The organism is Novosphingobium sp. CF614 (assembly GCF_900113255.1).
Lineage (GTDB): Bacteria > Pseudomonadota > Alphaproteobacteria > Sphingomonadales > Sphingomonadaceae > Novosphingobium.
Genome location: NZ_FOOR01000020.1, coordinates 1 through 26,278, shown reverse-complemented (window position 1 = coordinate 26,278; position 26,278 = coordinate 1). Strand labels below are relative to the sequence as shown.

Here is a 26,278-nt window from a genome sequence, read left to right as displayed (position 1 = left end):
TCTACAATAGAGTGTCCGACAGGAAAGACAAGTTCCGTCCACTGTTTTCTGGTGACGATCTGTGCCCGATATGTTAGGGGAAACCGAAAGGATTTCTCCGTGGTAGCGGCCATCGACGAACACCAGACCGAGAGTGTTGCCGGCGAACCGAAGCTGTCGGCCTGGCTCTGGCGGCCATGGTACGCCAAGCTGTGGTGGGTGACCATTCCCGTCTGGTGGCTGGGAATGGCGGCATCGACGCGCGCCGATTTCCTTGAGCCGTTTTATCGAGGCGCGCTCGCAGGCTATCTGAATGTCCTTTTCTTCCCGATGACGGCGCTGATGGTGCTGGGCGTCGGCTATGTCAGGGAGCGTCTCGACAACTTTGTGGGACAGGGTGAGGGAAGGCCGCTGTCCGATGAGGAGGCCGAAACTGAGAGACAGCGTGTTTGGGAAGAACATGAGCGGATGGTGAAGAGATCGCGCGCCTTCGCCGATCCGTCCGACCCTCGATCTGGGCCATTTTGGATCGGCAACCCTTTAAACCCGCTGAATCCAGGCTACGTTGATCCCCATACGGGCAAGCACCGTTAGCGCTTCTTGAAGTTACTGTCTCCGTCCCCAGGACTGCCGGCAATGTCCGTCGAGAAACTGCCCTTGGAGAGAACAGAGTTTTGCTCCAGCGAGGTGAGCGGACCGGTGATATCAAAGGTGGCGCGCCCGTTGTCAGCATCCTGAAGGTAGCGATTGCGCATGCCTTCGTTCCCCAAGATACGGTTTGACAGCTCACGGGAGAAGGTTGTTGCGGGATCGCCGGAGCGCGCTGCGGCACGCTCAGCGGCAGCAATCGATTCCCGGACGTCGAAGTTCACAATGTCCATCGTGGATTGCGCGGCTTCGGTAGTGGATCCCTGATCCGTGCTCCGAAAACCTACATCGCCACCAAATCGACCTGCTGTTGTTCTTCCTTTGCTAGTCGTGTGGGTAGGCCCTCTTTGCCGTCCTTTGCCAGACCGCGTGCTATCGCTCGTGGTTTCACTATCTGAGGTAGATATCGTTCTCCCAATTTCGAGCCCAACCGTGGTTCCCATTGTCGTCTGATCAGCGGCTGAACGAGACAGAGTTCTTTGCCATCCAGTCTGGGCCATAATCGCCTGCACATCGCGTTGGAGAGTGTCGGCGACCTGCGGCTTCAGGCGCCATTCCCCCTTGCGATCCATCTCGAAGCCACCGCGCAGCCAGCTGGCGAGCATCGCCTGGCCTTCGGCACCGCTGCCCATGAAATGCTCGATCGTATCCGGTCCCGCCTGCTTGCCGGCTTCAAACCGGGTGCTGGTATCGCTACGGGCCGACCGGCTGTAGTCGGTGCCACTGGAGACGAGGAGATCGTTGTGCGCGAAGCTGAAGCGGGCACGCCCGCCATTCGCGATCGCGCCGAGCTGGCTCTCGTTGATGAGGCCGGCCTTCCACATGCCAGCCGCCGTCTCAGGCGTCAGATTGAGGCTGAGATCGCCATTCTGGTCCATCGCGATTTGCCGCTTTGTGAGCTTGATGCCGTTTTCGGCGAGCAGGCTTTGCATCCGGGTCAGGCGCTCCCGGTCAACGATCGAGGTCAGACGCTCGTTGCGCGCGCGATCGGCGATGCCGGCCGCACCGCCTTCGGCCATGTCGACCTGATTACCCGCCGTGCGGCTCAGGGCCTGGATGAAACTGTCAAGGCGCGCCGCTTCGCGTGTCGAAACGCCGGCCGCGGCCGCGCCTTCCGCAAACCCGAAATTCTCCGACTGCCGCCGCTGCTCGCCGATGCGAGCTGCTCCGCGTGTACCGCTGGTTCCAACCTCACGCTGCGCATCGAGTCTGCCGGAACGCTCGGCAAAATCATAGCCGGCCGCCTCGCTGGTCCGGCCATAGACGCTCGTGCCTTCGCGGGCAGCCTCGGCGCTGGCACCATCGGCGGTGCCGACCTGCACCGCAGCATTGTAGCGCTCGAGCGCCGCCATGACCTGTGCCTCGTTCCTGCCCGTGGCGCGGGAGAGCTGCGTGATGGCGGTACTGCGGGCTTCGCCGGAGAGCGCGTTGATAAAGCCGGCACGCCGGGAGGTTTCGTCGACGGAAAGACCGAGCATCGAGGCTGCCTCGCGCTGCCCCTGGTTGCCGCCGCTGCGCCACGCCTGTTCGGTTGCGACGTTCGCGCGCTCGACGCCCGCGACGTTGTTGCCGGCATAGTCCCGCCGTCCTTCCATCGCGCCGACCTGGACCTGCGCTGACGTAAGGTCATTCCTCAGCATCTGCTCCTGGTCGAACGTGTTGGCGATGAGCTTGGCGAAGGTGGGATCGGCCTGGGCCTCCCCGATCACGCCTGAGGCCTTGAGCTGCGCATCGCTCGCCGAATAGCCCGCGCGCTCGAAATGTCGCGTCGCCCCCTGCATCATCATACCGTATGCCCGCTGGTCGCCGAACGCGCGCCATTGCACGAGGTTCTGGGTGAAGGCCGCGAACGTCCTCTCGCCGGTCTCGCCTTGGCCAAAATAGCCATTACCCAAGCTCCTGAGCGCATCCTTCTCAGCGAATTGATGGATCGCGGTGGTAGCGGCATTGGCTTGAACGGCGCGCGCAACCGCTGGATCGGCGAGGTCGCGGCCGGCCAAGGCCGGTGCAAGGCTCCCAAGCTGACGAGCGCCCTCGATGCCGCCGAGCGCCATTGCCGTCCCACCCGAGGTGCCGGGTCGCTCGCCAAGAATATGGCCTGCCTCGCCGAAGATGCGACTGGCACCAAAGGTCGATCGTTCCCCGAAGTCACCGAAGCTCGATGCCGTCGCGGCGCGGGAACGGGTGCCCAATGCCGAGGCCTGCGCTTCCAGCGCCGACGCTTGTCCCTCGGCTGTTCCCATTGGCGCGGCGGCGGCAGTGCCCTGACTGGCGATGCCAAGCGAGCCCGACGTGAAGGCCGTGAACACATTGCCGCTGAAGCGGAACACGGTAAAGACGAACGCGCCGGCAAGCCCGGCCGCGGCCGTGCGGAAGCTGCCGAAGATCGCTAGCGCCTTCATCGCCGCCGAAGGCGCGAGGAGCCAGGCATTGGCCGCAAGTGCGTTCGAGCGCAGCTCCGCGAGGGTCGCCGTCGCGCGGCCGAGCGTCAACTGATAGATGCCGGCATCTATCACGCCCCAGAGCGCCACGAAGACGAACATGCCCAGCGCAAAACTCGCGACCCGCAGATTGATCGGCGTCAGGATGAACAGGAGCGCGATCGGGATCATGAACAGCATGATGCCGAATACCGTGGCGCGGATCGTCGGCATCCATTCGTTCGCGACCGACATGGTGGCAAGCCCGTTGGAGATCACCGCCCGATTGGCCATGACTCGCGCCGCGCTCGCTGGTGAATCCTCGAACAGCACATCGCCCACCGTGTTGCCGAGCAGGATGTGGGTCAGGAAGGCCTGCGCGCTCAGCGGCCGGCCCAGCATCATCTGGCCCATTTCGCCGAGCTGCTGCCGGCAGCGCGTCATCTGCTGGGCATTGCCGGTGTCGTATCCCGTCCGCGCGCAGATCTGGTTGGCGTAGCCGTCGAACAGGACCGGATCCGACAGTCGATCCGAGATATGCGTCCACGCCTCCGTGCAACTGACCGTCGTGCCGCCCTTGTCCGCTTCGGTATAGACCGTCGAGAAAGTGGCTGGCCCAGCCATTGCCGCAAAGGAGGCGGGCAGGTCCGTCGAGGTTCGAAAGAGCTGATCGTCGTCGACGCCATAGGCCGCCGATACCCGCGCCACGGGATAGCATTGGCGCACATAGTCCTTGATCGTCGCATCCAGGAAAACGTCGGTCATCGGACCGCGCGGAGAGACGGCGTTCAGGAACAGGTCGAAGCTGTGCCCGCCGGCGCCGAACTCGATCTTGGCATTGGGATCGAGCGTGTTGTCGTCGATCGTCTCGACCATCGCCCGTTCGATCATATTGGTCGCCCCGGCGACGAGCACGAGGAGGTTGGGAACGCCACCGACCGGTTGATAGGCGTTGCGGACGCGGTCATAGACATGAACCGTGCCGGTTGTAGCGACAAGCCCGACAAATAGCCCGACGCCGATCAGGATCTGGAAGCCAAAAGCGACCAGTCCCATGCCAGTACCTCGGACGCTGGCGATGATTGCGCCGAGGCCGATTCCGACCGTCGCGACGATCATCACCAGGGTTTCGTAGCGCGCATCGCCGAAGATCATCGAGACGAGACGGAAGGCGTCGACCGTTTCAGCAAAGCCGTCATAGGTGTGGAAGCTCGTATCGACCGCAAAGGCGGGAGAAGCGAGAAGGAGGGCGGGAAGGGCGGCAAATAGCCTCGGAAGCCGACGCATCTGGACGATCCTATTGGTTGCGCGCTGCGGCGCCGGCGGCGTCGCGTGCATCTCGATCCCGGTCCCGCAGGAGCCCGGCATAATTGGCGGAGAGGTTGGCCTGGTTGAGGGCCGCAATGTAGCTCTGACGCATCTGTGCGCGCTGGCGTAGCACCTCGTCTCTCAAATCTCGTAGCTGCTCGATGCCCTTGGAGAGAATCCGGGTCTGGCAGACATTTTTGTTGTTGCCGTCGGCCGAGCCCGCGACCGTCGCCCCGCGCTCGGCATTCGTCACCGTGAAGTCGATGGTGCGGGTGAGATCGTTGAGCATCTGGTAGGCGAGGGTGAGCGCGACCAGTTCGTCCGTGTCGCCGATCACCGAGTCGACGACGCCCTGGCGTACGCCCCATTCCAGCATGCGATAGACCGGAAGCGTGCGGACATTGGCGACGAACTGCCGCTCCTCGGCCGACAGCGCAGCACGCGTGCGGATCTTGGTGGCGATCGACTGCATGCGTGTCCGCGCGAGCACGAGAGCGCCGCGGCCGCTGCCGTCCTGCGCGCAGTCGGCACCTGTCGGCGGGAAGTTGAGTGAGCGTCGCTGGACCCGCCCGGTCAGGAAATCCTGCGCGCTTTCCATATCCTGCGCCGGGCACTGGGGAATGGCCGTGAAGAGTGGAACACGGTCACCATCGTCCCAGCGCATATAGACGTCACCGACCCGCGCCCGCATCACGCTCGCCCAATCTGCCGCGCCGACCCGCGAGGCTGCATGGGCGAGGAGCGAGCCGGTGCGGAAGATGTCGGTCACTTCCGCCGGGCAGTTGGCGAGCGCGTCCTTCAGATCCTCGGTGGGATTGTTGTTGTTGGCCTCGATCTTTTCGCGGCTCTGCTGGTAGCTCTTGGCGAAGCCTTGCTTCACCGAGCGATAGCCGGTCATCTCTTCGATGATCCCCGACATATTGTCGTCGCCCTTGGCGATCTGCACCATGCGATTGGCAAGGCGGCAGTCGTTGACCTGGATCGAGTTCAGGAAATTGGTCGCCGCCTCCATCTTCGAGATAATGTTCCCCATTTTCTCGTCGAGCGTTTCGAGCAGATACTGGAACGCGACCGCGGGGGCGGCCTGGAGGATGCTTTCGAGCTTTTGGACGAGATAGTCAGGATCCAGGAAACTCATCCCGCCCAGGAACATGTCGATGCCGCCGCAGCCGGCGCGGACCTTGGGCAGGCTGACCGACATGAGATAGTCGTTGTGGACATCGACGCGGCCCGACATGCCACCGGCCGTGATGTAGCCGCGCGTCTGGTCCTCGAAACTACCCGGGGACGTATAGGTCACATTGTCGAACCAGCTCTCCGCCCAGCTCTGCGCGTGAGCGGGTGCTACGGAAACGTTCGCCGCGATGAGAAAGGCGATCAGCGAACGGACGATGGCGCGATGGCAAACGAACATGGCGGACTCCGCACGATTTGGGATGACGAAGAAAGGACCGAACCCGCCATCGCTCAGTGCCTTGCCTTACGGCTCGCCGGCAGCCCCACGATGCCGGTGAACTTGGACATGGCCCGGACGCCGACCGCAGGCCTCACCCCCGTCAACATCTTCGCGGCCAGATAGAGATTGCGGGCCAGATTGGGCGAATGGTCGGTGCCGATCGCCACCGGCACAACGCGCTTGTCGTCGGCCAAGGGCCTCACCCAGGCGACAGGATGCCCGACCCACGGCAATCCGAGACGTCCCGATCGGATCATCGCTTCCTGACCACTGATCGTGCGGACCCGCCAGCCATAGCGCGACCCCAGCGCCGTCAGCTTGGCCCAGAGATCGCCGCAGGGAAGGCAACCGGGCGCGGTGGTCATCTCGATGAAGAACGCTGCGCCATGCCCGCGCAGCGTAGTATTGAAGTCATCGGGGAAATCGCGCGTAACGGGAACACGCGACAGCCAGACCTGCATGGTCTGAGCGTCGCCAACCGGATGGATTGCCGCGCGCATTGCGTTTTCGCGTGTGACGGACTGAGCGGATACGACGGAGGCAGCCAACGCCGTCAGTCCGATCACGACAAATGAGGAGGCGCATCCCCGCGACCTTGCCGATCGTCCCTTGAGCGCAAGGAAAATTTTCCTTACATCGGGTGGCGAAGGGAGTCGCCGGATGAATGCCATTACCATCACATCGAAGGGACAGATCACGCTGCGCAAGGAATTGCTGGCGCATCTCGGCGTCCACCCCGGCGATAAAATCGAGCTTGAGAAATTGCCCGATGGACGCGTCGAAATCCGGCCGGAGAAGAAAGCCGGGAAAATAGACGCCTTTTGCGGATTTCTGAAGCGAGAAGGCCAAAAGCCGATCTCGATCGAGGAGATGAATGAAGTCATCGAGAAAGGTTGGGCTGGCGAACTGTGAAGATCACAGCGGACACCAATATCCTGGTGAGAGCAGTGACCGAGGACGATCCCGAGCAGGGACCGATGGCGCGCAAAATGATCACCGAAGCGGAACTGCTTGCCGTAACCTTGCCTGCGCTGTGTGAGATGTGCTGGGTTTTGCGCCGTTCCTACAAGTTCGGGAACAATGATGTCGCCGCGGCGATACGGTTGCTGCTCGACGCTGATAACGTTGCGCTCGACCGGCTGCCCGTGGAAGCTGGATTGGCAATCCTCGATGTCGGTGGCGATTTCGCCGATGGCGTCATCGCCTATGAAGGACAATGGCTTGGGGGTGAAGTGTTCGTCAGCTTTGACAAAAAGGCCGTTGGATTGCTGGAGAAGCGCGGGATCGCCGCTCACATCCCAGCCTGACCAGTGTTCGATGCCCATCGTCGGGGGTAGAAGCGTTTTGGTCGACTTCATCGCCTCGGCTCCAGACTGGTATCAATGAGATCACCGCCAACGGCTCTCGGATCGGTTGCCGACACCGGGCCGTTGCTCAGTGCGTCGAAGAAGCCCGCATCCTCGCCCGGGCCGGTCATGAACTGCTCGGGCCGAATGTCGCCGCGCAGGAGGCGCACCGCCTGATAGGCCATCTGCGCGAGACTAGGGTATGCCTCGACACCCGACGCAATGATCATGCGCTGGGCGCTTCCACGCCGGATGACCATGGTTGTGGGCGTGATCTCTACGCCGAACCGCTCCCTGACGTCGGGGCGCCTATCGACATCCATGAGCGTGACCTGCCAGCCCATCTCTTCCTGGAAACGCTGGATGATCGGCCACTGGACACGGCAATAGCCGCAGGTCGAACGCGAGAACATGACGAGCGCGAATTCGGCACCATGGGCGCGCAGATAGGACCGGCGAATGGCGTCCTTCTCGGCGGTCAGCTCAGAGCGGGCGTCACCGACCATCGGGTTGGCGGACTTCGAGTTGAGTTCGGGATGCTGCAGCATCGCGATCTGGGTGATACCTGCGAACGCCCGCGCCTTGCGCCGCGCGAAGTCCTGAAGCCGCCAGAAGTCGGCGACGGCATCGACCGTCAGCACGGTCGCGGCATAGTCCCGCTGCTCTTCGATGAGCTTACGGATCTTTGGCGGCGTCCACTTCGCCAGCTCCGCCATCGGTGGGATGATCGGTTTCGCGAGCACCTCGGGATCGCGGGCCTCGTCTGGCTTAGGGGAGGGCGCTTCGTACCACCAATAGCCTTGCTTCGAAGGCGCAGTAGCCGGCTCGAACCCTTGCGCATTGGCCGATTGGGGAAGGGCGAGGATCGCCAACGCCGCCAGGCTCGCCCCTTGAAATCGATGACAACCGAAGCGTGATTGTATTACCATTGTCGTGGCAAAATGCCGGACGGAACCAGGAAGTTTAGAAATATGGCACAGCAGGCTCGTTCGGACCGAGGCGCCTCCCGGCGCAAGGACGACGTCATTCAGATCAGGGCTGCCGCGGAGCTCAAGGCGATGCTCAGCCGGGCCGCTTCGCTGCGGGGCCAGAAACTGTCCGAATTTATCCTCGCGAGCGCGCGGCGGGAAGCCGAAGCCGCCATTCTCGATCAGCGCACCTTCCTTCTTGATGCCGAGAGTCATGAGCAGTTTCTGAGCCTGCTCGATGCACCGCCTGTGCCGTCGCATGGCCTCGAAAATCTGATGAAGCGCGAACCGCTCTGGAATCGATGATCGGTCTCTTTGCTCGTTTCCATGTCCACGCGCCCTGTTACGCCAACTGAGCGAGTGAATGCCGCCCATGATGTCCATGCTTTCGCCAACGGGCGGCACGCCTCTCTCGATCTTTGGCTCGCCGAACGAGGCATCGTCAGTGAAGGCACCTCGGCGCGAACATACGTCGTGTGTGATGCCGACCGACCAGGTCGGGTCGTGGGCTATTCTACGATCACCACTGCAATGGAGGAGCGCGCGGCGCTGCCCACAGCCAGACTGCGTCGCGGAATGCCGGACAAGGTCCCGCTGCTTCTCATCGCCAGGCTTGCCGTGGATGCTGCCTTCCAAGGCATCGGCCTCGGTGCGGATATGCTCGCCGACGCGCTCCGGCGCTGCGCCGCAGCCTCTGAGATCGCGGGCGTTCGCGCCGTCGTCGTGCATGCGATCGATGACGATGCCGTGGGCTTCTACGAGCGGCATGGCTTCGTTGCCTCGCCGCTGGGGGAGCGCATTCTCCTGATGCCCATCGAGGCTGTCCGGGCCTTGCAAGACTGACGACGGGCTACCTTGCGCCGGAGCAGTCTCACGTTTCCGTCGAGCAACAGCCCCCCGTCGCCGTTGGCCGCGCTCGTAGCGTCTTTCCTCGCAGCGCGCGCTCACAGGATGCGCTCCATCCGGGTGAGGCGGGAGGTCGGCAGCAGCCCGAAATAGCGGCTGTCGAACCCGCTGGGATGAGGCGAGCCGACATAGATCATGCCAGCAGGGATCACGCCGCTCCATTCCATATGGTCGAGCTTCATGCCGTTGTGAGCAAAGGGCAGAGCGATGCCGAGCAATGCGCCGTTGCACAGATAATGAGCCTCCTGGGCGCGGGCGGCGTGGGTTGAAGGCGTCTCGTACATCGTCAGGCGGTCACCGGGCATGCAGAGTGCGTGCTTGGTGACGGATACGGGCTTGGGGCCAGCGATCGCATGGCGAAGCGTGAACATCACATAGTCGCCGCGCAGGATCGGTCCCGGGCTCTTTCGTACGGCAAAGGCCTCGATCGACGGCGTCATAACCAACGTTACCTGCGGCATGAAGAGCGCCGCGAACATGGCAATGGGCAGGACGATCAGCATGGCGCGCGCGAGCCGCTCCGGCCGTGCCGGCTGATCCGGCCCTGAGGCCCCGAGCGCCATCGCCGCCTTGCGCGGCAATCGGCGCAGGCGCGGCCAGAGGCCGGCGATCGCCCTAGCGAGCGCGAGCAAGAGCCTGAGCATGGCTTACCTCCTCCTTCCCGCCGAGGCGGGCATATTCTTCGAACATTCCGGAGAGCGCGCTGTCGCCGAAGACGACATGGGTGGCGCGCGGGCTTTCATCGTCGCGCTCGCAATAGGCTTGGGTCGGATCGCCAGGGATCATGGCAAGCGCCGGAACCTGGACGATCCCATGCTGGCGGAAAACGATCGGATCGATGATCAGCTGAACATTGCGCATGACGCAGTTCGGGCCCTCACAGCCCGGATCGAACCGCAGGATTTCGGCCGTGAGCTTTGCCATCGGCCCCATCTTCCTGAGACCGCTAGGAACGCCGCGAAACGCCATCACGCCGCGGACCTTCTCGAGCTGGACCGCATAATTGCGTAGTGTCGAGATCGGCATCGACGAGGATACGAACAGAACCGGAACCCAGCCTTTGTCGACGGCGGCCGGGTTCGCCTTGGCGAGCGCCTGCTCTTCGGCGGGCTCGAGGCCCAACGCCTGGCGCAGCGCCTTGGCCTGCGCCAGGCGCTCGGCCGCGAGGCTTGCCTCGCCGCGGGCCTGCGCAGCGCGAGCGCGTACTTCCATGTCGGGCTCGGCAAGTCGCTTGTGCAGGCCGTCGAACGCGCGCCGTCGGTCGACTGGGTTGTCCGTGCGTGGAAGTCTGGGTTCGGGCAGATGTGCCGCATCGTCCTTGCCGCGCGCGATCGCGCCTTCGAGCCGGTTCATGCTGGCCTGACCCTGATCGGTGGCAGATTGCCGCGCATCGCCGCGAGGGGCGTCACTCGCGACGACCTGCGCGAGCGCGGCGGTGGCCACGCCCAGCAGCGCGAGAAGGGCTGCGCTATGGATTGACGGCTTTGAGATACGCATCGATGCGCTCCCCCATGTCGATTTGAATGTCGGATTGGGCGCGGGCTTCGATGTCCGCATAATATTCTGAGAGATCCATTTTGCTGAAATCGAGCGCCTGAAATTCTTCGGGCGTGAACCCGCGGCACATCGGCTTCTTGGCCGTACCCCAGAGGTTGCCGTTGAAGGCTTTCAGCTGGGGGCGGCCCTGTTCCTGGATGATCCGGCCGAGCTTGGTGTTGAAGCAGCAATGGCCGCGGGCCTTCTGCAGGCACACCCCAAGGAAGCTCGAAGTGCAGTAGCTGCCGATCTCGCGGCACATGCCCGACGAGCGCAGCATCGCCGTCTCCATGTCTTGGCTGTCGCAGCCGGAGAACAGGAAATCGATCATGAAGTTGATCGCGAGGCTGACCGCGAGCGACGTCGGGTCGAGACCCACGATCAGCGCATTGGCCCCCGAACTTGCCGCCTGGCTCGCGGTCGCGCCCGCCTTGAACGCCGTATAGGCGGCCTTCATTCCGGTGAACACGCCCTTGGCCACCGCGATCTTGGTGCCGATCGACGAGATGGACGAACCCATCCCGTCCTTGACGATCTTTCCCTTGTCCTTGCAGCAGTTCGCGAAGGTGGTCGAAAGCCCGGCGGGCCGGCACCGGACCCCGCGCCCTGAGAATATTTCGATCTTTCCCAGGCAATTCCCGTCGGCGTCGATGCCGCCATCCGGCTCGGTTCCTGGATCGTCCATCGGCGGCTCTTCCACGATGGGGTTGGTCGCGAGATCCGCGCATTGATGGGGCGAACATGCCGGCGTGCCGCCCTCGGTCTTCACGAGGCAGGCATATTGCGGGCCGATCGGGCAGCTATATTGGCCCATCGCATCGGCAACGCAGTCCACCTCCTGGATCGGGCACAGCCATGCGCTGCTTGTGGTCGCAAGGCAGTTCGCCTGTTCACCTTCATCGGCCGCATCGCCGTTGTTGTTAAGATCGGCCGCGCAGATCTGCTGCGCCTTGGCTGCGCTCGGGCAGGCGAGTGCGAAACCCGCCCCGACCATCAGTGCGAGGGCCGCACCGCGCGGGTCCAGATACCAGTATCTCGTTGTCGGCAGCCCCATCATTGCACACTCCCCGTGCAGACCATGTCGGCCCCGGCGAGACGCACGGTCTGCATCATCACCACCGCTTCGGGAAAATCGTCGAGGCATCCGCAGGCGGAGACAACTTCCTCGCCAGGACCTGCCGGGCATTGATTGTCAGCAGTGCAGGCGTGGAAGAAGGTGTCGTAGCCTGTGGGCAGATTTTGCTTCGCACCGACGACGCCATCGGGCGCCGCCTCGCTGTTGGCCTTGGGTGCGCGGGTCTTGCACACGGGCTCGCAGGCCGGCACCGAGCCCCGGTCGGGAAGGGTGAAGGCACGCGTCGATGTCGCGTAGCTACCGTCGCTCTGGAGCGTCCGGTCTGCCAGCATCGTCTCGGTCGAATGGTCGATGATATAGGCGCCGCGGCTCGTGTCGGGCTTGGGCGTGTCATCGACCGTACACCGGTAGGCACGGTCCTTCAGGAAGAAGTCGAGCGTGAGATCGGTCGGGCAGGACGGGCCGCCAAGGATCCGTGTCTGGGGCAGGGGTCTTAGGCCGGTCGCGACCCCGTTGATCCACGTCTGGACACCATCGACCAGCTCGCTGTCGAGCCGACATTGCGGATCGGAAGCGATCGCGCCGCAACCGTCGACGACCTGCTCCAGCGTCTTGCAGCTATTGTCGACGTCGACATGGACCCGCGCGAAGCCTTCGCCGCCCGATGCGACTGCGACGCGCAGCCAGATTTCATGGTCGCCGGCGGTCAGATAGGGCTGCAGATCGAGGTTCGGGTAGGAATAGAAGGTCTTCTTGAGCTCGCATTTGCTCGGCGGAAGTCCGAGCGTGGTCCAGGCGGACGCACCCGAGCCGATCAGCTGCCCATCGATCCGCACCTGCGCCCAGTCGTCGGCGAAGAACTCGGCAAGCCGCGCGTCAACGATGCGGTCGGGGTCGGTCACATGCAACGTCATGCGGAAGTCGACGAGCGTGCAGCGTCCTCCGGCCAGGCTGTTATCCGCCGGCGAGCCCATGAGGAAATCGAACGAGGAGCCGTTCTGGATCGTCCAATAGCCGCCCGCGGTTCGGCTGATGATATCCTCGGCGCTCGGTTTTAACACGGTCACCCGTCGCTCGATCGAGCAATGCCTGAATGCAAGCGCCGTACCGTTGCCGATCGCCGACCCCTTGAGCGCCTGGAACACGGAATTGCTTGTGGACGCGGAATAGGCATCCGACGCGATCGCCGCGGGATTGGCGCGATAGGCGGTCTGCGGAAGATCGGGATTTGTCGAGCAGGCGGTCGATTGCGCACCGACATAACGGATCGACGGACCGTCGATCAAAGCTTCGGCGACCCCGTAGCGGGGATCAGCCGTGGTGAGCGCGCCGATCATCCCGCCGCCCAAGTCGCGCAGCACAGAGGCCATGTTGCCCCAGGCAAGGTTCGTCCCGCAGCTGTTGTTGAGGCAGTAACAGCCAGCGAGCTTGGGCATGTCGACAGAGGTCAGTTTGAGCTTTTTCGCGGCGTCGACGTCCCAGCGAAAGAAGCTGCAATTGTTCCAGCTGCCGGGTTCGCATGAGACGACTCCGTTCGCGCAAATGCCCGACACCGGCACAGGAAGATTCGCCGTGCTATCGACCGTGCCGTCGAGATCGGTGTCGCGCGCAATGGTGACCTTGCCGAGATCGCCGCTCGACGCCGGTTGCACCAGCACCTCCATCATCGTTGCGGTTTTCTGGCATGCGATGTTCGGTGCGAACGTGCGACTATTGTCGACGGTCGAAATTTGCTGACCGGCGAGGCCCGGCGTCACATAATTCTGCCGGAGCGCATCGCTGTCGCTCGTTTTTGCGCGCGACGCTTCGGCGGCGGCCCGGGCGCGTTCCTCCATCGTCTGCGCCGATACCGGTGTGGCGAGTGGGATGGCCAGCGCGGTCGCGATGACGGAACAGGCGGTGAGGAGGCGCCGATCCCGTCGGGGGAGCAATGCGGCCGCGCTGGCCGGGGGTGGAGCGGCGCCGCCGGGGGGGCATAGCGACGCCGCTCCGGTCCCACGCGGAAGCCATCGGCCGTAGGGGCCTTGGCGAACAGACCTCCGGAATGGACGGCTGTCTCGCGCGGGAACCGGGGGAAGCGACCCGCTCATGGCACCGGTATCCCGGCGCAGCAGATCACCTTTTCGAAGAGCATGAACTGGGCGTTGTCCTTGCCCGGCGCATGCTTGGCCGACGACCAAAGCGCGCCCGGGCGGCCGATGTTGACGCACTTGCCGCCTTTGACCGGCTCTATGATCTGGAGCTTGTACCGGGACTTCGTCCAGACGGGCTGGGGCACGAAGGAGCAGCCGTCAGCCGAGCTGATCGTGAGCGCGCCCAGCCGCCCCATCATGAAGGTGCCGCGCGCGGCCAGGCCTGCCCAGGCCTCGACGCTGTCGTCGAAATGGATGTCGCCGGCGACCGGATAGGTCGCGCCCCACGATCCCATGCACCAGAACAAGGGATCGATGACCTTGCCCGCGGCGGCGGCCGCGCTGTCGCCCATGCAGGCGAGGCCGGCGGCGGGATTGCCGAAGAGGATCCCCTCCGGCTGGATGATCGCGCCCAGCGTCCCCGACTGCCAGGTCGGCAACACCTCGGTGATCAAGGCCACGTCGAAGCCGTCATTCTCGAGACATGGCAGGTCGGTGAACATGTCGAGCATCGCCCAGACCGGCGAGATGTAATAGTGCATCTGCGCGAACATCTTGCGGGTATTGGTGCCGTCCGAGATCGACGACTGGCTGCCCTGGAGCTTGCCACCGGTCGGCAGGAGATCGGCGCCCAAGGCCATCATGCAGCCGGGTTCGGTGACAACATCGACCATCCGGTTGGGCGACCAGTAGGAGACCTTTACCCCGAACCAGAACTGCACGCCCTTGCGGCAGGCGCAAAGCGGCTTGGACGAGGATTGCGCGTCGAGCGCCTTGTCGAGCTTGTCGAAGCTCCCCACCCGGATGCCACCGACCGTGATCGGAAAGATGCAGGTCCAGCGCACCTTAGTGATCGGATTGAAGACGGTGCCCGCCTCGCATTTGGAGGCATGGGCCTGGCTCGGCCAGGCGAGCGTCATCAGCAGGCCGATGACGAGTCCTGTGACGAAGACGGGAACACGCCCGATCATCGCGCCGCTCCTTTCGCGGCGGTCGGAGCGACGCGGCTCTTCGGTCCATATTCGGTGAGGATGAGACGCATGCCGGACTGCTCGACGATCACCGGCGCCACGGTAAGCCCCAGACGCTGCTTGACCCGCTCCTCGAGGATGTAGATCGCGCGGCCGGTCTTCTCGCTCAGGTCGATTGCATCGCTATTCTGTGCGCCAAGCGCCGACAGCAGGATGAAGTCGCTCGCCCGGGCATTGCGAAGCGCCCAGCCAAGGTCTTGGCGGTGCACGACGACAAGGCGTTGCGGTAGCTTCACATAAGTGAGCGGGTTGAAGGTGAAGCCCTTCGGGTAGAGCGTCTTGCCGCCCGGCAGCGTGATATCGAAGTCGAGCGTGTAGAACGGGACAACGCTGCGAACCCGATCCGCCGCCGCGACGCCGAGCGGCGCTGCCTTGAGGGCGCTCCACTTGTCGCGGGGACCGAAGGCCTTGCTCATGTCGGACGGGAGGGTGGCGGCCTTCGCCTCGATCTCGGCGAGCGCGTCGGGCTCCGCGATCGGCCAGGTTCGGCCAATCTTCGAAGTCGCGGCATGGACGCTGGCGGCGACAAGGAGAGACGCGACCACGAGCAGCACGATCGTTGCCGACTGGAATTTGACCACGCCCCAACCAGGTTGGCCTCGGCCGATGTCCGGCGAGCGATCAGCGGCCATGGCGCTGCCTCCAATGCCGATCGGGGGGCTCGGGAATGCCGATGAGGGCCGCGACGAAGGCGCAGAGCGCGAGCGGCGTCAAAAGCCAGATCAGCACGCCCGCTTCGGTGCCGAGCGACGGCGACATCAGCAGGAGCGCGCTTTGTATCAGCATCAACAGGAAGGCGCTGACGCTGAGCCGGATCGCCGACTGCGAGGGCGCAGAGGAGATGAGGCCGTTCATTGACCTCTCCTGCGGCGCAGGCGGCTCATCAGCTTCGCGGTGCCCGCCGAGAGGCCGAGCAGGAGCAGACCGGTCGCGAGGCAGGACGCCGCGATGAGGAGCGAGGCGCGCAGCACCATCATGGTCGGCTGATGGAGCAACAGTCCGGCGACGAGCACCAGCAAGCCCATCATCACCGTCTCGATCATCACGAGCCGGAAGCGCCACTGGACCGACTCCGCTTCGAACCGCTCGGCGAGACGCTGCTCGACAATGACTTCGATCGCTTCGTTATCGGACCAGTTGAGCGGCAGCTGGTCGGGGTGCGGTGTGTTCCGTGCCATGGCCATCATACTCCCACGAGGCCGGATGCGGCGGGTGCGCCAAGGATCTGCGAAGGCTCGACGCCGGCCAGGCGGCAGATCGCTTCGAGCGGCGAAAGCCCTTGGCGCAACAGCGCCTCGAAGGCGGCCACCTCGTCGGGCGCCGACGTGTTGATCCAGTAGGAAAAAGGATCGACCACCAGCCGCGCGATGCCCAGACCCAGCGGGGAGTCGATGAACACCTCGCTGTAGTTGGGCTTGGAATTGCGGACCGACTTCAGGAGATCGAGGACGAAGCCCGAATAATCGAGAATCTTGTTGTCGACCGCCCGGTCATAGGTCGAGCCCTGCAGCAGGAACCGCGTCGCCGCATTTTCAAGGATGACCTGACCCGTCCCGCCGAACAGCGTGAGGTCGTTCATCGACTGCAGCACGATGCCGAAGGAGCCGCGATATTTGCGCGCGCGCCGGTAGCCCTGGCCGAACGCCTCGGCGAGGCGGCTCAGATCCTGTCCGTCGGTGCGGGTCATGAACTGTGCGGCTTCGTCGCAGAGCACGAAGCGGGGACGATCGCGCGCGGAGAGATAGAGCTCCTGGGTGACCGCGTTCACCACCACCATGACAATGACGTTGAACAGGTCGGGCATGGACTTGAGGCGCTCGAGTTCGAGCACCACGAATTCGTCATTGCGGATGTCGAGCGTCGAGGGTCCGTTGAAATAATGACCGTAAGCGCCGCCCGAGCCGAAATCCCGCAGGTTGAAGGCGAGCTCGCGCGAGGTCGGCACGAGATGATCGACGCTGTCGAGCGCGGTCTCGACCAGCGACGGATAGGTGCCGAGCCACTCGCGCACCGCATCGATGCCATGATCGGCGCGGCCGGTGTCGATCGTCCATTGGACGGCGGACTTGAGCAGGTTCCACTGCGAGGTGGTGACGCCCAGCCTTGTCGATGCGTTCGCCATCTCGGCGACGATCGCGACCGCCATGGTGATCGCCGACTGCTTGTCATCGCCGTCGAGCGCCAGCCCCATATCGAAGGGATTTAGAACCAGATGCTCTTCGCCGATGTCGATATAGCGGCCCGAGCAGAGCGTGCAGAGTTTCCGGTAGCTCCCGCCGATATCGATGATCCGGATCAGTGACCCGTTGGCGTAATATTGCTGGCAGAGATTGTTGAGCAGGAAGCTCTTGCCGGCACCACTCTCCGCCGAGACGATGAAGTTGTAATTGTTGATCCTGGGGTCGAACAGATCGAGGGTGACGAGCTGACCCTTGCGGCCCGTGTAGAGCAGCGCCGGGCGGCCGCCGCCGCGGAAATCGGTCTGGATCGGTGCCATCAGCACCGCCGCCTTGACCGGCATGCGGAAGTCCCGCTCGAGCAGGCGCAGCGTCGTCCGGTCGGGGTAAAGCCCGAACGGCAGGCTCATCACCAGCAGCGTCGGGTTGAGATAGCTCTCCTCCTGCATCGAGAAGGGCAGGGGCTCGCCTTCCCACAGGCGCTTGGCACGTGCGGCAAGGTCCCGGGCATGCGCGCGGTCGCGGCCGAACACCCAGATCGTCGGGATCACGCGGACGAACTTGCTGTTGCCCGCCTCGTCGAGGATCCAGCCGATCTCCTCGATCTGCTTGCCGACCTCGACCGCGAAGCTGCCCGCCGCCTTTTGCGCCGAGAGGATCTGCGCGCGCTTGTGGATCTCGAACTGCGAATGGTCGAACAGGATGTTGAGCGTGTAGAGGAACGGGCCGCCGATCTGGTCGCTGTCCTCCGAGGCGCCGCGCATGCCGCCCATGAGGCGATTGGCGCGTTCGGCGGTGATCCGCCGGGCCGGCGCTTTGGGCGTCAGACAGCGCGCGACCTGGTTGCCCAGGAACACCTCCGCGCCCTCGAACACGAGATCGGGACCCGCATCGATGATCTGCTTGGCGATCGGCGGCGCGCCTATGGTCGTGCCGTCGGCAAAGACGCCGGGCGCCGGATCGGCGACGCCGTTGAAGACGCGCCGGTAGAAGGCGACCATCTCCTCAGGCGGCAATCGGCGGATGCCTAGTTTCGACAACTGCTCCTCGACCTGCCGGCGCAGATCCTCGCCCAGCGGCCGGCGTGTCTTGATGGACAGCAATGTGCGGAAGTTGCGGACAGGAATCCCGTGCAGGGCCTTGAGGCCATGACGCCCTTCGCTGAGATACGCGTGGGTGTGACGCGCCGAGGCCTGAATGAGCGGATCGTCGCGGGTCTTGAGATCAAGGAAGGCATCGAGGGCGTCGTCGATCAGCGGGTCCGCGAAGGTGTGCAGCTGCAGGACCGTCCCGTCCGGGAAGTGAATATTGAGCAGTCCCTGCAAGGCGCCCTGGACATGGGCGAACATATAGGCGGTCGGCACCAGTTCCCAGGCATGGCCCCAGGTGTCGTCGATGCACAGGAACGCCTCGGTCTCTTCGTCCCAGGCCACGAGCGGCAAATAGTCGGAGAAGCTGTCGCGCTGCACGGCGTTGCGCAGCCGGGAGTAGGTGAGGCCGCTCATGGCCGCGGCTCCGATGCCGGCGGCACGATGGCGGGCGGAGAGGTAGCCGCCGGTGCGGGCTCGCCATCGGGCGCGGCGGAATCGCGCACCTGGCCGAGGATCGGTGCCTGTACCGCCCGATCGGGCGCGGCGACAAGGGCGCCACCCACGACCCAGACCGGCTTGTCGACCACCGAATAGACGTAGCGTGGCATGTAGAGTCGGTCCGGGCGCTGCCGATCGGCATACGGCAGGATCAGCGTGCGGACGGTCTGCGCGGGCTTGAGCATCGGCGTGACCGGAGCTTCGATCAGACCTTTCAACTCGCGATAGACGCTGTCGCGATAGCCGCCATAGGCGTTGCCGGCGCTTCCGCCCCGCGATCGGGAACCCGCTCGGTCGGCGTCTTCCCGGCGCAGCATGGCGCGGTCATTGGTAACCTTGGGGTCAGACTTCGAGGCGACCCCGGCGACTGCGTCTTCATACGCCCGATCGGGATGGATGCACTGGCCGTGGTCGCTATTCTTGCAGGAGAATTTTTCCGAATAGGGCGACATCAGCGAACCGACCGTCGCGCACCCGCTGAGGCCCGCAAGGAGGCTCAGAGACAGCATAGCGCTGGGGAAGGACCGGCGGGCCAATATGGGCATGGCGAAACCTCCTGTGGAGTGAAGGGAGCGTCGCATCAGAACTTGGCTCCGACAGACGGCTTGATCTCGAGGGCGAGGCCTTCCTGGATGACGACCACGACATCCTTGGCCGCGCCGACTTCGACCACCGGGCCTGCTTGGCGGGCGAGATCGAGATAGAAATCGGTGAGCTTGTCCGACGACTTGGAGAGCCCGCCGGCAACGCCCGACTTGACGGCATCGCCCGCGTCGAGACTGCGCACGCTGCCAAGCGCCGAGGTCGACAGGCTCCCGAACGTGCCCTCGACCGACTGCGAAATGCCCGCGATCGTGCCGGCGATGAACGAACGCGCGAGCGTCGCGCCGGCGCGGGTCACCACCTTGCCTGACAGGCCCTTCTTTCCATCGGCATCGACAAAGAAGCCCTTGATCGCCTGGTCGACCACCGCGTGGCTCTCGAAGTCGACGCAGGAGATCGAGACGAGCTGGATCTCGACGCGCTCCTTGGCGAGGCTGCCGGTCGCATTGCCGACGACGAAGCAGCCGGCCAGATTGGCCTTCACGTCATTGGGGAGCACGGCAGGTGCCTGGACCCGGGCGATGATCGGTTCAGGGTTGCTCGTTGCGTCCCGGCTCGCGAGCGCGTCGACCCCCGTCAGCAGCCGCGCCTTCATGAAACCAGGAGGCAAATAGATCGTCCGCTTCCCTTTTTTTGACGAGGGCGAGCCGCCCGCGCCTCCTTCCGCCGTTTGCGCAGAGGTTGCCGCGCCGATCGCCCCGACCTGCCGTTCCGTGGGCGGCGCAGGCGGGGCCGGAGGCGCCGCCGGAGCGCTGGGTGGGGCCGGGATTTCCTCGGCAGCGCCCCTGGCCTCGGGCGGAGCGGGCGGGTAGGCAGGGGCCTCACCCGGCAGCGCAGGCGGAAGGTCGCCGTCGCCGCCCGCGCTTTGGGGTTGGCCCGCCGGTGCGGCACCCGGAACCACCTTGCCTTCCTCGATCGCCGTCACCCGGTCTCCGAGCAGGGTCTGTCCGTCGAGGATCTTCTGGAGATCGCCGCGCAGCTTCACCTCGAGACTGTCGCCGCGAAGCCCCGCGCCCATGTCGAGATTGGAAGCCTGCGGCGCCTTGGGCGCCTCCTTCTGGCCGCTGGTGCTTGCCGTGTAGAGACCGAGGCCGACCAGGGCGATCGTCGATACCACACCCAGTTGCTTGGCGCGCAGCTTCTGGTTGGAACTGAGCTTCGACCATTGCGCCGGCAGATCGAGCAGAGCCGGGCGCGGGGTATTTGCAGTCTCGTGGCCGTCGCTACCCTGACGGGCCGACGGACCATCCTCCCCCTGACGGTTTTCTTCGGGCGCAGTCATGGCTGGACACTCCGACGCACGACGATCAGCCGCGCGGTCTCATTGGGACCCAAGGTCAGCCGGTCGATGGTGATGGCGAAGATGTCGGCGCCGAGCGCCGCATCGAGGAAGTCGCGTTCATCGAACGTGCTCGCGACGCTCGTGCGGACCAGATATTCACTGACCGAAAGCCCGGCGCCCTCGACTTCGAGCCGCCGCCGTTCGCTCAGCGACGCCGTCGGAAGGTCGGCAAGGGTGAGCCTGTCGCGGGACGGCGCGACCTCGGAAAAGGACGCAGGCACCCGGTCCTGCAGGATCGCAAGCGCAATCCCGACGGCCCGCTCTTCCTCGACCAGCGGGCCCAGAAGCGCGTCATTGGCACGCGCACGCTGTGCACCGCCGGGGACCAGCGTCACGGTCTGCGCCGGAATGTCGGCGGGCTCGGCGTAGAGCGGGTAGATGGCGCCGTTGCACGAGACGAAGAATTCCGACGGCGTCGTCACATAGGTCCGCGTCTTCGTGTCACCTGGCGCCGCGCTCGGATCATCGGTTTCGAGGACGAGGAACTTGATCCATGCGTCCGAACCACCGCGCTCGACCGCCAATCCTTTCTCCGCGGAGAATTTCACGTCATCGATCTCCCCGCCGACGCACACGATATGATTGACGTCGCGATTGGAGAGCCGGATGCGGCTCGTCTGGTCGGGAAGCGCCGAGATCGACTGGGCGAAGGCGGGGACGCAAGCGGGCAGCGACGCGACAAGCGTGCCCGCGAGGCTGGCAAGCCTCATGCGGTTACCGGATATCGGCACTGAAATTCTCCTCCTGGAGGGCGGCCAGCCAGAAGCGGCCGTTTTCGAGCGCGTAGCGAATGCGCAGGTTTCCGCGGAACTTGCGGATGACGCCGCCGATCACGCGGACCTTTTCGACGGGCACGAGGATTTCGCTGCCCGTCCAGGTGACGGGCTGGTCGCCGCGAATATAGGTGGCGATCGAAAGCGTCGGATTGTTGCCGAGCTCGTCGAGCAGCCGGTTCAGGCTGTCGCGCAGGCTATTATACGCGCTGGGATGCGCGATCCGCAGCAGCTCCTGAAACTGCCGGTCCGCCGAATAGGCGGAGTATGTGCCCACGAGACCCACGATGTTGAAGGTGATCGAGCGGAGATAGCTCTCCGACGGCTTGTTCCCTGTCACATAGAGGTCGCCGTCCGCGCCGAACGGCACGATCACCGTGCGCGTGTTCTGGTTCGAAGTGTAGATGACCGTGCCGAGCACCGCGGTGATGCCGAACAGGCCGGCGATCGCCACCTTGAGCAGCCGGTTCTCCTCGAACAGGTTGGCCGATCCCTGCAGGTAGCGATGCAGGTGCCAGCTCGGGCGCGTGTCGCCGATCACGTCGGCCGCTGCCTTGCGTCGGAATGGATGGGCCATCTCGCCTACTCGAAGAAGCGGGTCTGGGTCGGACCCGGATAGTTGCGGAAGCGGGCAAGGCCCCAGCGCCAGGCCAGGTGCGGGATGAACCCGCGCGGCTTGGTCCGCTTCCAGGGAATGAAGAGGAGAAGGACGCCGATGAGCGACCAGCCGATGATCCCGCCGACGATGACCGCGACGAAGATCGTGGCTATCACGACGATGAACTCCTGACTGTCGAACCAGAGGATCTGGACCGGCCGATGCAGGAACTGCGGAAGTCGCTCGTCCACGCCCTTCTCCCTTGCTTCACCACGCTGCTAGGCGTGGTCTGCGAAGGGTGACCATCACCCTCCGTTCTGGTGGACGGGTGCCGGCAGGCCGGCGGCCCGACCTGTCTTCAAATCAGCATGCCGAAGGTCTGGAGGATCGAGTCCGCCTTGATGAGGCAGACCGCCGCCACGATCGTCGGAATGCCGATCATGATGTTCGAGAAGAGCCGCGAGACGCCGAACAGGAAGGCGGCCACACCGCCCACGAAGCCGAGCGGTCCCTTCACGCCCTGGTTCACGACGATGTCGTAGATGTCGTAACCAAGGTCGCCGGCGGCCGGCGCCTGGAAGGCGTAGGCGACGCTTGTGCCAGCGATCGCGGCCAGGAGGAAAAGGACGGCCGCGTCGATCGTGCGGAACGTCCTTCCCCGAAGCAAAGTTAACATATTCAGTCTCCTTGTGGTCACCAGAGCCGTCCAGATCATGCTTGCCGGTACCGATCCGTCGTCGTGTCCGGCCGGCGGCTTCGCTGGACGGCCCCTGGAGGCGCGCTGCCGCCGGCATCCCGGTCCTCGCCGGCACGGTCTTCGCCGCGCACGTGCGAGATCCGCCAAAATCGTCGGGGTCGCTCCTTCACGGACTGCGCTTGGGTTTCCGGCTTTCGGTATCGAGGAAGGCCTCGAGTTCGGCCTGCTGGAAGCCCGACACGAGTTTGCCGTCGACGAAGAGCGTCGGCGTGCCTGAGACGCCCATCTTGCGGACGGTCTCGGCGTCGCGGGCGACCTTCTCGGCGCCGGGACGGCATTTGTGCAGCGCGGCGGGCTGAGCACCGGAGTAGATCGATTTGAAGGCCGCCTGCTGGTCCGCGGAGCAGAGGATATGCTCGGCTTTTGCTGCCGCTTGCGGGTGAATACCGCTCACGAAGTAGATGAGGCGCTGGACCGGTTTCCCCTCAGCTTCCTTGGCCAGCCAGAAGCGCTCGAGCGCCTGGCAATAAGGGCAGTCGGGATCGGTGAACTCGATGATCTTGGGCGCGCCCGCAGGCCCTACCACAAGGGCGTCTGCGGGATTGATCGCGCCGAGGCGCTTCCTGGCGCTCGCATCCATTGCCAGCGCCGTTAGGTTGATCCCGTTCTTGTCGTAGATCGCGGCGAACAAAAGATGCTGACTCTCCGGCGCGAAATAGATGACTCGTCCACCCGCAACAGCCTGATATATTGGACCGCTGACAGGCGCCGGACCGAAGTCCTCGAAGGTTAGATTGGTGAAGGTCTGGCGCAATTGACGCTGGGCCTCCGCGGCCGCAGCCGTGAGAGGCTCGGCGCCGCTGTCTTGCGCAAAGGCGGGAGCCGATGCGCAAAATAGCGCGGCCAGGATCAGTTTACCGCTGCGGGACATCGGAAGACTCCGGACGAGCAAGGGAGGTGCGTGCGAAAATTCGCCTGTCGAGATTGAGCGAGTTTCCGATCTTGATCGCCGCCGGCAGGGGCGTCGACGCGGCGGCAAGGGGAGGCGGGCCGGCGTCGGCCTTTTCGCGGATCGAGAAGCCAGCCTCGCTCTGGAAGACCGCGAGCTCGGGGGTACGAGCGCAGGGGTAGGCTTCCGCGTCGGGGCGATAGGTCTGGGCGCTGGCCGGGTTAGCGCCGATGGCCAGCAGAAGTGCTCCTGCAAGCATGGGCGGGGAGCATGGAAAGTCCATGGCACACGTCTCCTCGTGGCGCCGCAAGGCGCTTGGGTTGGGGTTTGGCTGGTCCGGGCGGCGGTGCTGAGACTTAGGGTTACGGTCGCCGCCGATCCGTTGCGTCCCGAGCAATGACCAGCACGAAAGCTCGCCGCAAGAGGCAGGGCACTGAAGTGCCGAAGCGGCGAAACAAAGCAGAAAAGGAACAAATTCGGTCAATGGAGACGGCGAGCGCGTTGAACAACAGGTTTCGGCACAAGCGGCACTGTAGTGCCGCTTGTGCCTCGATTCGTCGTGGAAATGTCCCCGTTCGGGAACGCGAACGGGTGTTTGCGCGGTAGTTTTGGGAGGAGAGGACGGCGATGGGGCGAGCAAGACGCAGCTTTAAGCTTCGGCTTTCACAAGCCGGATTGGACGTCCTGATCGATTCGCATTGCCACCTGATTCGCGTCACCCGATCGCTTCTCGCCTGGGGAACCACGCTCCACGTCGCGATCGAGTATCTGAACAGCATGCCCACGAGCGAGATCATCGAGCAACTGAGCGGCGAGGAGGTGAGTTGGTTGGGAGGAGGACAAGAGCACCACGTCGGAGCATCCTGTCACCTCTGGGATATCGCAACCGGCATCACCGAGCGTATCCAGGAAGACTCGCCAGAGGCGAGGCAACCCACTCTGGGCACAATCTACATCGTGGCGCTCCTGCAGGTCACAAAAGCCGACCAGGCAGGATTGCTGCGCGCTTTTGATCGCGCCCTGCAATCGGGAGCACGAATACCGGCTTCACGCGATGCCAATGATCTTGTTGGGTAAATCCCGACAACTTGGCCGAGGTTCTCAATTGACAGTGGTGGTAAGTACACCTTAGCCTCAAACCAATGGAATTGCCTTGGCGGGCGGTATCTCCCGTAAGGAGACGCGGACATGTCGCATTTGATAGCGACTTCCGTTGCTGAAAGTCCGTTGCTGTACGTCAAAGTGCAGTCGGGGCGGCAAATAGAAGAGGCACGGAAGAAGCGACACCTGACGCAGCGCGATCTGGCGCGCGAACTCGGCATGGGTGTGCGCTGGCTTCGCGAAATCGAAGCCGGTAACCCACGCTCTCGACTGGATGACCATCTGGCTTGTGCCTATCGACTGGAGCTGTCGACGGGCCATATCCTCATTCCGCTTCTCTTCGCGGGGCAAAAGATGTGCTTTCCGCGTCAACTTGCAATGGGCGACCTCAGCGATCTCGAACGACTGTGCATCGAGATGATTGCCCAACGGAATCTGGATCACCTGACTCAGGCTCTCACCCCGGCTTGGGCCAGTCCCGCGGACCCGGCAGGAGCGGGGCTATGATGTCGGCAATGGACCCTCCATTACAGGAACGTGTCTATCTCGGGCTGAAGGCCGACTACTTGGCGGGCCACTTCGTCCCGGGCAAGCGTATTGACATCCAGGACCTTGCAAACCGGCACCATTCAAGCAAGACTCCCGTACGCGAGGCCGCCTTCATCTTCGTGGGGGAGGGGCTTTTCATGCACCATGCAGATGGAGGATTCCTGGTTCCGACCCCTACGCCTCTTGAACTCATAGAGCTTCTTAGGTGGCACATGCAGATGATAATGGCATGCATATCGGGTCTGAGAGAATCTGCACTGCGAAGTTCCCTTCGGCAATATTCGACCATAGTCGAGAACTCTTCCGCGGTCGCTTTCGCATCACGAGCAATGGAGATTTTCACCTCGTTGGCCGATGCAGGGGGGAATACGCAAGCATCAATCCACATACGACGTTTGAACGAACGGCTCCACTACACGAGAATAGCAGACGCCGGTGAACTGAAGACTGCAGAAAGGGAACTTTCGGCTCTCACCAGTCCCGAGGTCGCAGACTTTCGAAAAGCCTTGCGAAGGAGAATAGAGGCGTACCACTTAAGGAAAATTTGTCATCAACAGAAGATTATCCACACCGGAAAGGTGATGCCATAGCGCAGTCATTTCAATGATTTAATCGGGAAGCGATTGCACCGGCTTCGACCAATGGCCTTCCTGCCACCTGCTGGCGAATATATCGCGACAGATTGACGCGATATATTCGCGCCATCTCAGACCGGAACGGCACTACCTTAGGTCGCCGCCATTCTCGCGGCAGTTGATGAGGAGTGAGTCATGGAACGCAATGACGATCGTAACGTCGACGAACTGATCGACCTCGGCTCGGTGCATGCCGAGACCAAGGGCGGCGCAATGAGCGGCGACGACAGCTTCCTTCAGCGTCAACCCACCGGCATCGGATTGGAGGACGACTGAGGGCGGTGGCGCGCGCCAACAACGGCGCGCGCCCGTTCCGAGAAGGGGGTGTTGATTTCCGCTGAGAGTTGCCCCGGGAGAGGTATAAATTTCCACTGAGAAGTGACCCATGTTTTGACCTTTCCCCTGGCTGATTTGTCGGGGGATTAAGGAGTGATCGACATGGCGTTATTGAGCGTAATCC

At 63.8% G+C, this 26,278-nt stretch carries 30 protein-coding genes; 9 read left to right on the top strand and 21 right to left on the bottom strand.

The window, feature by feature from the left end:
• The first annotated feature begins 99 nt into the window (after positions 1–99).
• Positions 100–573, top strand: a complete 474-nt coding sequence (locus tag BM052_RS16055; RefSeq protein WP_091148525.1) for a hypothetical protein — start codon at positions 100–102, stop codon at positions 571–573.
• Here BM052_RS16055 and BM052_RS16050 read toward each other — a convergent pair.
• The 3 genes from BM052_RS16050 to BM052_RS16040 are packed head-to-tail and all read right to left on the bottom strand — an operon-like array spanning position 570 to position 6,377.
• On the bottom strand, positions 570–4,334 hold the full coding sequence (locus BM052_RS16050; RefSeq protein WP_091148578.1) for a conjugal transfer protein TraG N-terminal domain-containing protein: 3,765 nt from the start codon (positions 4,332–4,334) through the stop codon (positions 570–572). The two genes, BM052_RS16055 and BM052_RS16050, sit on opposite strands and share 4 nt — an antisense overlap.
• 10 nt (positions 4,335–4,344) lie before the next feature.
• Positions 4,345–5,769 carry a conjugal transfer protein TraH gene (locus BM052_RS16045; RefSeq protein ID WP_091148524.1) on the bottom strand — a complete coding sequence of 475 codons (1,425 nt, stop codon included), beginning with the start codon at positions 5,767–5,769 and terminating at the stop codon, positions 4,345–4,347.
• 53 nt (positions 5,770–5,822) lie between these two features.
• Positions 5,823–6,377 (bottom strand): hypothetical protein, encoded by a 555-nt coding sequence (locus BM052_RS16040; protein ID WP_091148522.1) that lies wholly within the window; start codon positions 6,375–6,377, stop codon positions 5,823–5,825.
• A 94-nt stretch (positions 6,378–6,471) separates the two neighbouring features.
• Here BM052_RS16040 and BM052_RS16035 point away from each other — a divergent pair, with 94 nt between their 5' ends.
• On the top strand, positions 6,472–6,723 hold the full coding sequence (locus BM052_RS16035) for an AbrB/MazE/SpoVT family DNA-binding domain-containing protein (RefSeq protein ID WP_091148520.1): 252 nt from the start codon (positions 6,472–6,474) through the stop codon (positions 6,721–6,723).
• Positions 6,720–7,118, top strand: coding sequence for a type II toxin-antitoxin system VapC family toxin (locus BM052_RS16030; RefSeq protein ID WP_091148519.1), 399 nt, complete (start codon positions 6,720–6,722; stop codon positions 7,116–7,118). Before BM052_RS16035 ends, BM052_RS16030 begins: the two co-directional genes overlap by 4 nt.
• Positions 7,119–7,165: 47 nt before the next feature.
• Here the strand turns inward: BM052_RS16030 and BM052_RS16025 are convergent, their stop codons facing one another.
• Positions 7,166–8,086 (bottom strand): conjugal transfer protein TraF, encoded by a 921-nt coding sequence (locus BM052_RS16025; protein ID WP_091148517.1) that lies wholly within the window; start codon positions 8,084–8,086, stop codon positions 7,166–7,168.
• 42 nt (positions 8,087–8,128) lie between these two features.
• Between BM052_RS16025 and BM052_RS16020 the strand changes: the two genes are divergently transcribed.
• Positions 8,129–8,431 carry a type II toxin-antitoxin system TacA family antitoxin gene (locus BM052_RS16020; protein WP_091148516.1) on the top strand — a complete coding sequence of 101 codons (303 nt, stop codon included), beginning with the start codon at positions 8,129–8,131 and terminating at the stop codon, positions 8,429–8,431.
• A gap of 54 nt (positions 8,432–8,485) precedes the next feature.
• Positions 8,486–8,968, top strand: a complete 483-nt coding sequence (locus BM052_RS16015) for a GNAT family N-acetyltransferase (RefSeq protein ID WP_255406201.1) — start codon at positions 8,486–8,488, stop codon at positions 8,966–8,968.
• A 101-nt stretch (positions 8,969–9,069) separates the two neighbouring features.
• On the opposite strand, the gene BM052_RS16010 is transcribed toward BM052_RS16015, so the two are convergent.
• The 17 genes from BM052_RS16010 to BM052_RS15930 all read right to left on the bottom strand — a co-directional run bounded on the left by BM052_RS16010 (position 9,070) and on the right by BM052_RS15930 (position 23,816).
• Positions 9,070–9,675 carry a S26 family signal peptidase gene (locus BM052_RS16010; RefSeq protein ID WP_091148513.1) on the bottom strand — a complete coding sequence of 202 codons (606 nt, stop codon included), beginning with the start codon at positions 9,673–9,675 and terminating at the stop codon, positions 9,070–9,072.
• Positions 9,647–10,474: a type-F conjugative transfer system pilin assembly protein TrbC gene (locus BM052_RS16005; RefSeq protein ID WP_369821547.1), complete on the bottom strand. Its 828-nt coding sequence runs from the start codon at positions 10,472–10,474 to the stop codon at positions 9,647–9,649. The genes BM052_RS16010 and BM052_RS16005 overlap by 29 nt, the downstream gene beginning before the upstream one ends.
• A gap of 25 nt (positions 10,475–10,499) precedes the next feature.
• Complete coding sequence (traN, locus tag BM052_RS16000) at positions 10,500–11,561, bottom strand: conjugal transfer protein TraN (RefSeq protein ID WP_255406206.1); 1,062 nt, start codon at positions 11,559–11,561, stop codon at positions 10,500–10,502.
• Positions 11,562–11,620: 59 nt separating this feature from the next.
• A complete protein-coding gene (locus BM052_RS15995) occupies positions 11,621–13,477 on the bottom strand; it encodes a hypothetical protein (RefSeq protein WP_091148507.1) in 1,857 nt (618 codons plus the stop codon).
• Between the two features lie 251 nt (positions 13,478–13,728).
• Positions 13,729–14,745 carry a TraU family protein gene (locus BM052_RS15990; protein WP_091148505.1) on the bottom strand — a complete coding sequence of 339 codons (1,017 nt, stop codon included), beginning with the start codon at positions 14,743–14,745 and terminating at the stop codon, positions 13,729–13,731.
• Positions 14,742–15,437 (bottom strand): conjugal transfer protein TraW, encoded by a 696-nt coding sequence (locus BM052_RS15985; protein ID WP_255406200.1) that lies wholly within the window; start codon positions 15,435–15,437, stop codon positions 14,742–14,744. The genes BM052_RS15990 and BM052_RS15985 overlap by 4 nt, the downstream gene beginning before the upstream one ends.
• Positions 15,427–15,660, bottom strand: a complete 234-nt coding sequence (locus tag BM052_RS15980) for a hypothetical protein (protein WP_091148502.1) — start codon at positions 15,658–15,660, stop codon at positions 15,427–15,429. Before BM052_RS15980 ends, BM052_RS15985 begins: the two co-directional genes overlap by 11 nt.
• A complete protein-coding gene (locus tag BM052_RS15975) occupies positions 15,657–15,983 on the bottom strand; it encodes a hypothetical protein (RefSeq protein ID WP_091148574.1) in 327 nt (108 codons plus the stop codon). The genes BM052_RS15980 and BM052_RS15975 overlap by 4 nt, the downstream gene beginning before the upstream one ends.
• A gap of 5 nt (positions 15,984–15,988) precedes the next feature.
• On the bottom strand, positions 15,989–18,487 hold the full coding sequence (locus tag BM052_RS15970) for a TraC family protein (RefSeq protein WP_091148501.1): 2,499 nt from the start codon (positions 18,485–18,487) through the stop codon (positions 15,989–15,991).
• Positions 18,484–19,116, bottom strand: coding sequence for a TraV family lipoprotein (locus tag BM052_RS15965; protein WP_091148500.1), 633 nt, complete (start codon positions 19,114–19,116; stop codon positions 18,484–18,486). The genes BM052_RS15970 and BM052_RS15965 overlap by 4 nt, the downstream gene beginning before the upstream one ends.
• Positions 19,117–19,151: 35 nt before the next feature.
• Positions 19,152–20,456: a TraB/VirB10 family protein gene (locus tag BM052_RS15960; RefSeq protein ID WP_218151564.1), complete on the bottom strand. Its 1,305-nt coding sequence runs from the start codon at positions 20,454–20,456 to the stop codon at positions 19,152–19,154.
• Entirely contained in the window at positions 20,453–21,226 is a 774-nt protein-coding gene (locus BM052_RS15955; protein WP_091148498.1) for a type-F conjugative transfer system secretin TraK, read from the bottom strand. Before BM052_RS15955 ends, BM052_RS15960 begins: the two co-directional genes overlap by 4 nt.
• 4 nt (positions 21,227–21,230) lie before the next feature.
• Positions 21,231–21,866, bottom strand: a complete 636-nt coding sequence (locus tag BM052_RS15950; protein WP_091148496.1) for a TraE/TraK family type IV conjugative transfer system protein — start codon at positions 21,864–21,866, stop codon at positions 21,231–21,233.
• Positions 21,867–21,871: 5 nt separating this feature from the next.
• Positions 21,872–22,138, bottom strand: a complete 267-nt coding sequence (locus BM052_RS15945; protein WP_091148495.1) for a type IV conjugative transfer system protein TraL — start codon at positions 22,136–22,138, stop codon at positions 21,872–21,874.
• Between the two features lie 107 nt (positions 22,139–22,245).
• On the bottom strand, positions 22,246–22,563 hold the full coding sequence (locus tag BM052_RS15940; RefSeq protein WP_018250898.1) for a hypothetical protein: 318 nt from the start codon (positions 22,561–22,563) through the stop codon (positions 22,246–22,248).
• Positions 22,564–22,750: 187 nt separating this feature from the next.
• Positions 22,751–23,515, bottom strand: coding sequence for a DsbC family protein (locus BM052_RS15935; protein WP_091148493.1), 765 nt, complete (start codon positions 23,513–23,515; stop codon positions 22,751–22,753).
• Positions 23,499–23,816, bottom strand: a complete 318-nt coding sequence (locus BM052_RS15930) for a hypothetical protein (RefSeq protein WP_177198516.1) — start codon at positions 23,814–23,816, stop codon at positions 23,499–23,501. Before BM052_RS15930 ends, BM052_RS15935 begins: the two co-directional genes overlap by 17 nt.
• Positions 23,817–24,208: 392 nt before the next feature.
• On the opposite strand from BM052_RS15930, the gene BM052_RS15925 reads away from it, so the two are divergent.
• The 4 genes from BM052_RS15925 to BM052_RS19610 all read left to right on the top strand — a co-directional run bounded on the left by BM052_RS15925 (position 24,209) and on the right by BM052_RS19610 (position 26,094).
• Positions 24,209–24,610 carry a hypothetical protein gene (locus tag BM052_RS15925; protein ID WP_091148490.1) on the top strand — a complete coding sequence of 134 codons (402 nt, stop codon included), beginning with the start codon at positions 24,209–24,211 and terminating at the stop codon, positions 24,608–24,610.
• A 111-nt stretch (positions 24,611–24,721) separates the two neighbouring features.
• On the top strand, positions 24,722–25,141 hold the full coding sequence (locus BM052_RS15920) for a helix-turn-helix domain-containing protein (protein ID WP_218151563.1): 420 nt from the start codon (positions 24,722–24,724) through the stop codon (positions 25,139–25,141).
• Positions 25,141–25,773 carry a GntR family transcriptional regulator gene (locus tag BM052_RS15915; protein ID WP_177198515.1) on the top strand — a complete coding sequence of 211 codons (633 nt, stop codon included), beginning with the start codon at positions 25,141–25,143 and terminating at the stop codon, positions 25,771–25,773. Before BM052_RS15920 ends, BM052_RS15915 begins: the two co-directional genes overlap by 1 nt.
• 180 nt (positions 25,774–25,953) lie before the next feature.
• Positions 25,954–26,094: a benenodin family lasso peptide gene (locus tag BM052_RS19610; RefSeq protein ID WP_143084866.1), complete on the top strand. Its 141-nt coding sequence runs from the start codon at positions 25,954–25,956 to the stop codon at positions 26,092–26,094.
• The last annotated feature ends 184 nt before the right edge of the window (positions 26,095–26,278 follow it).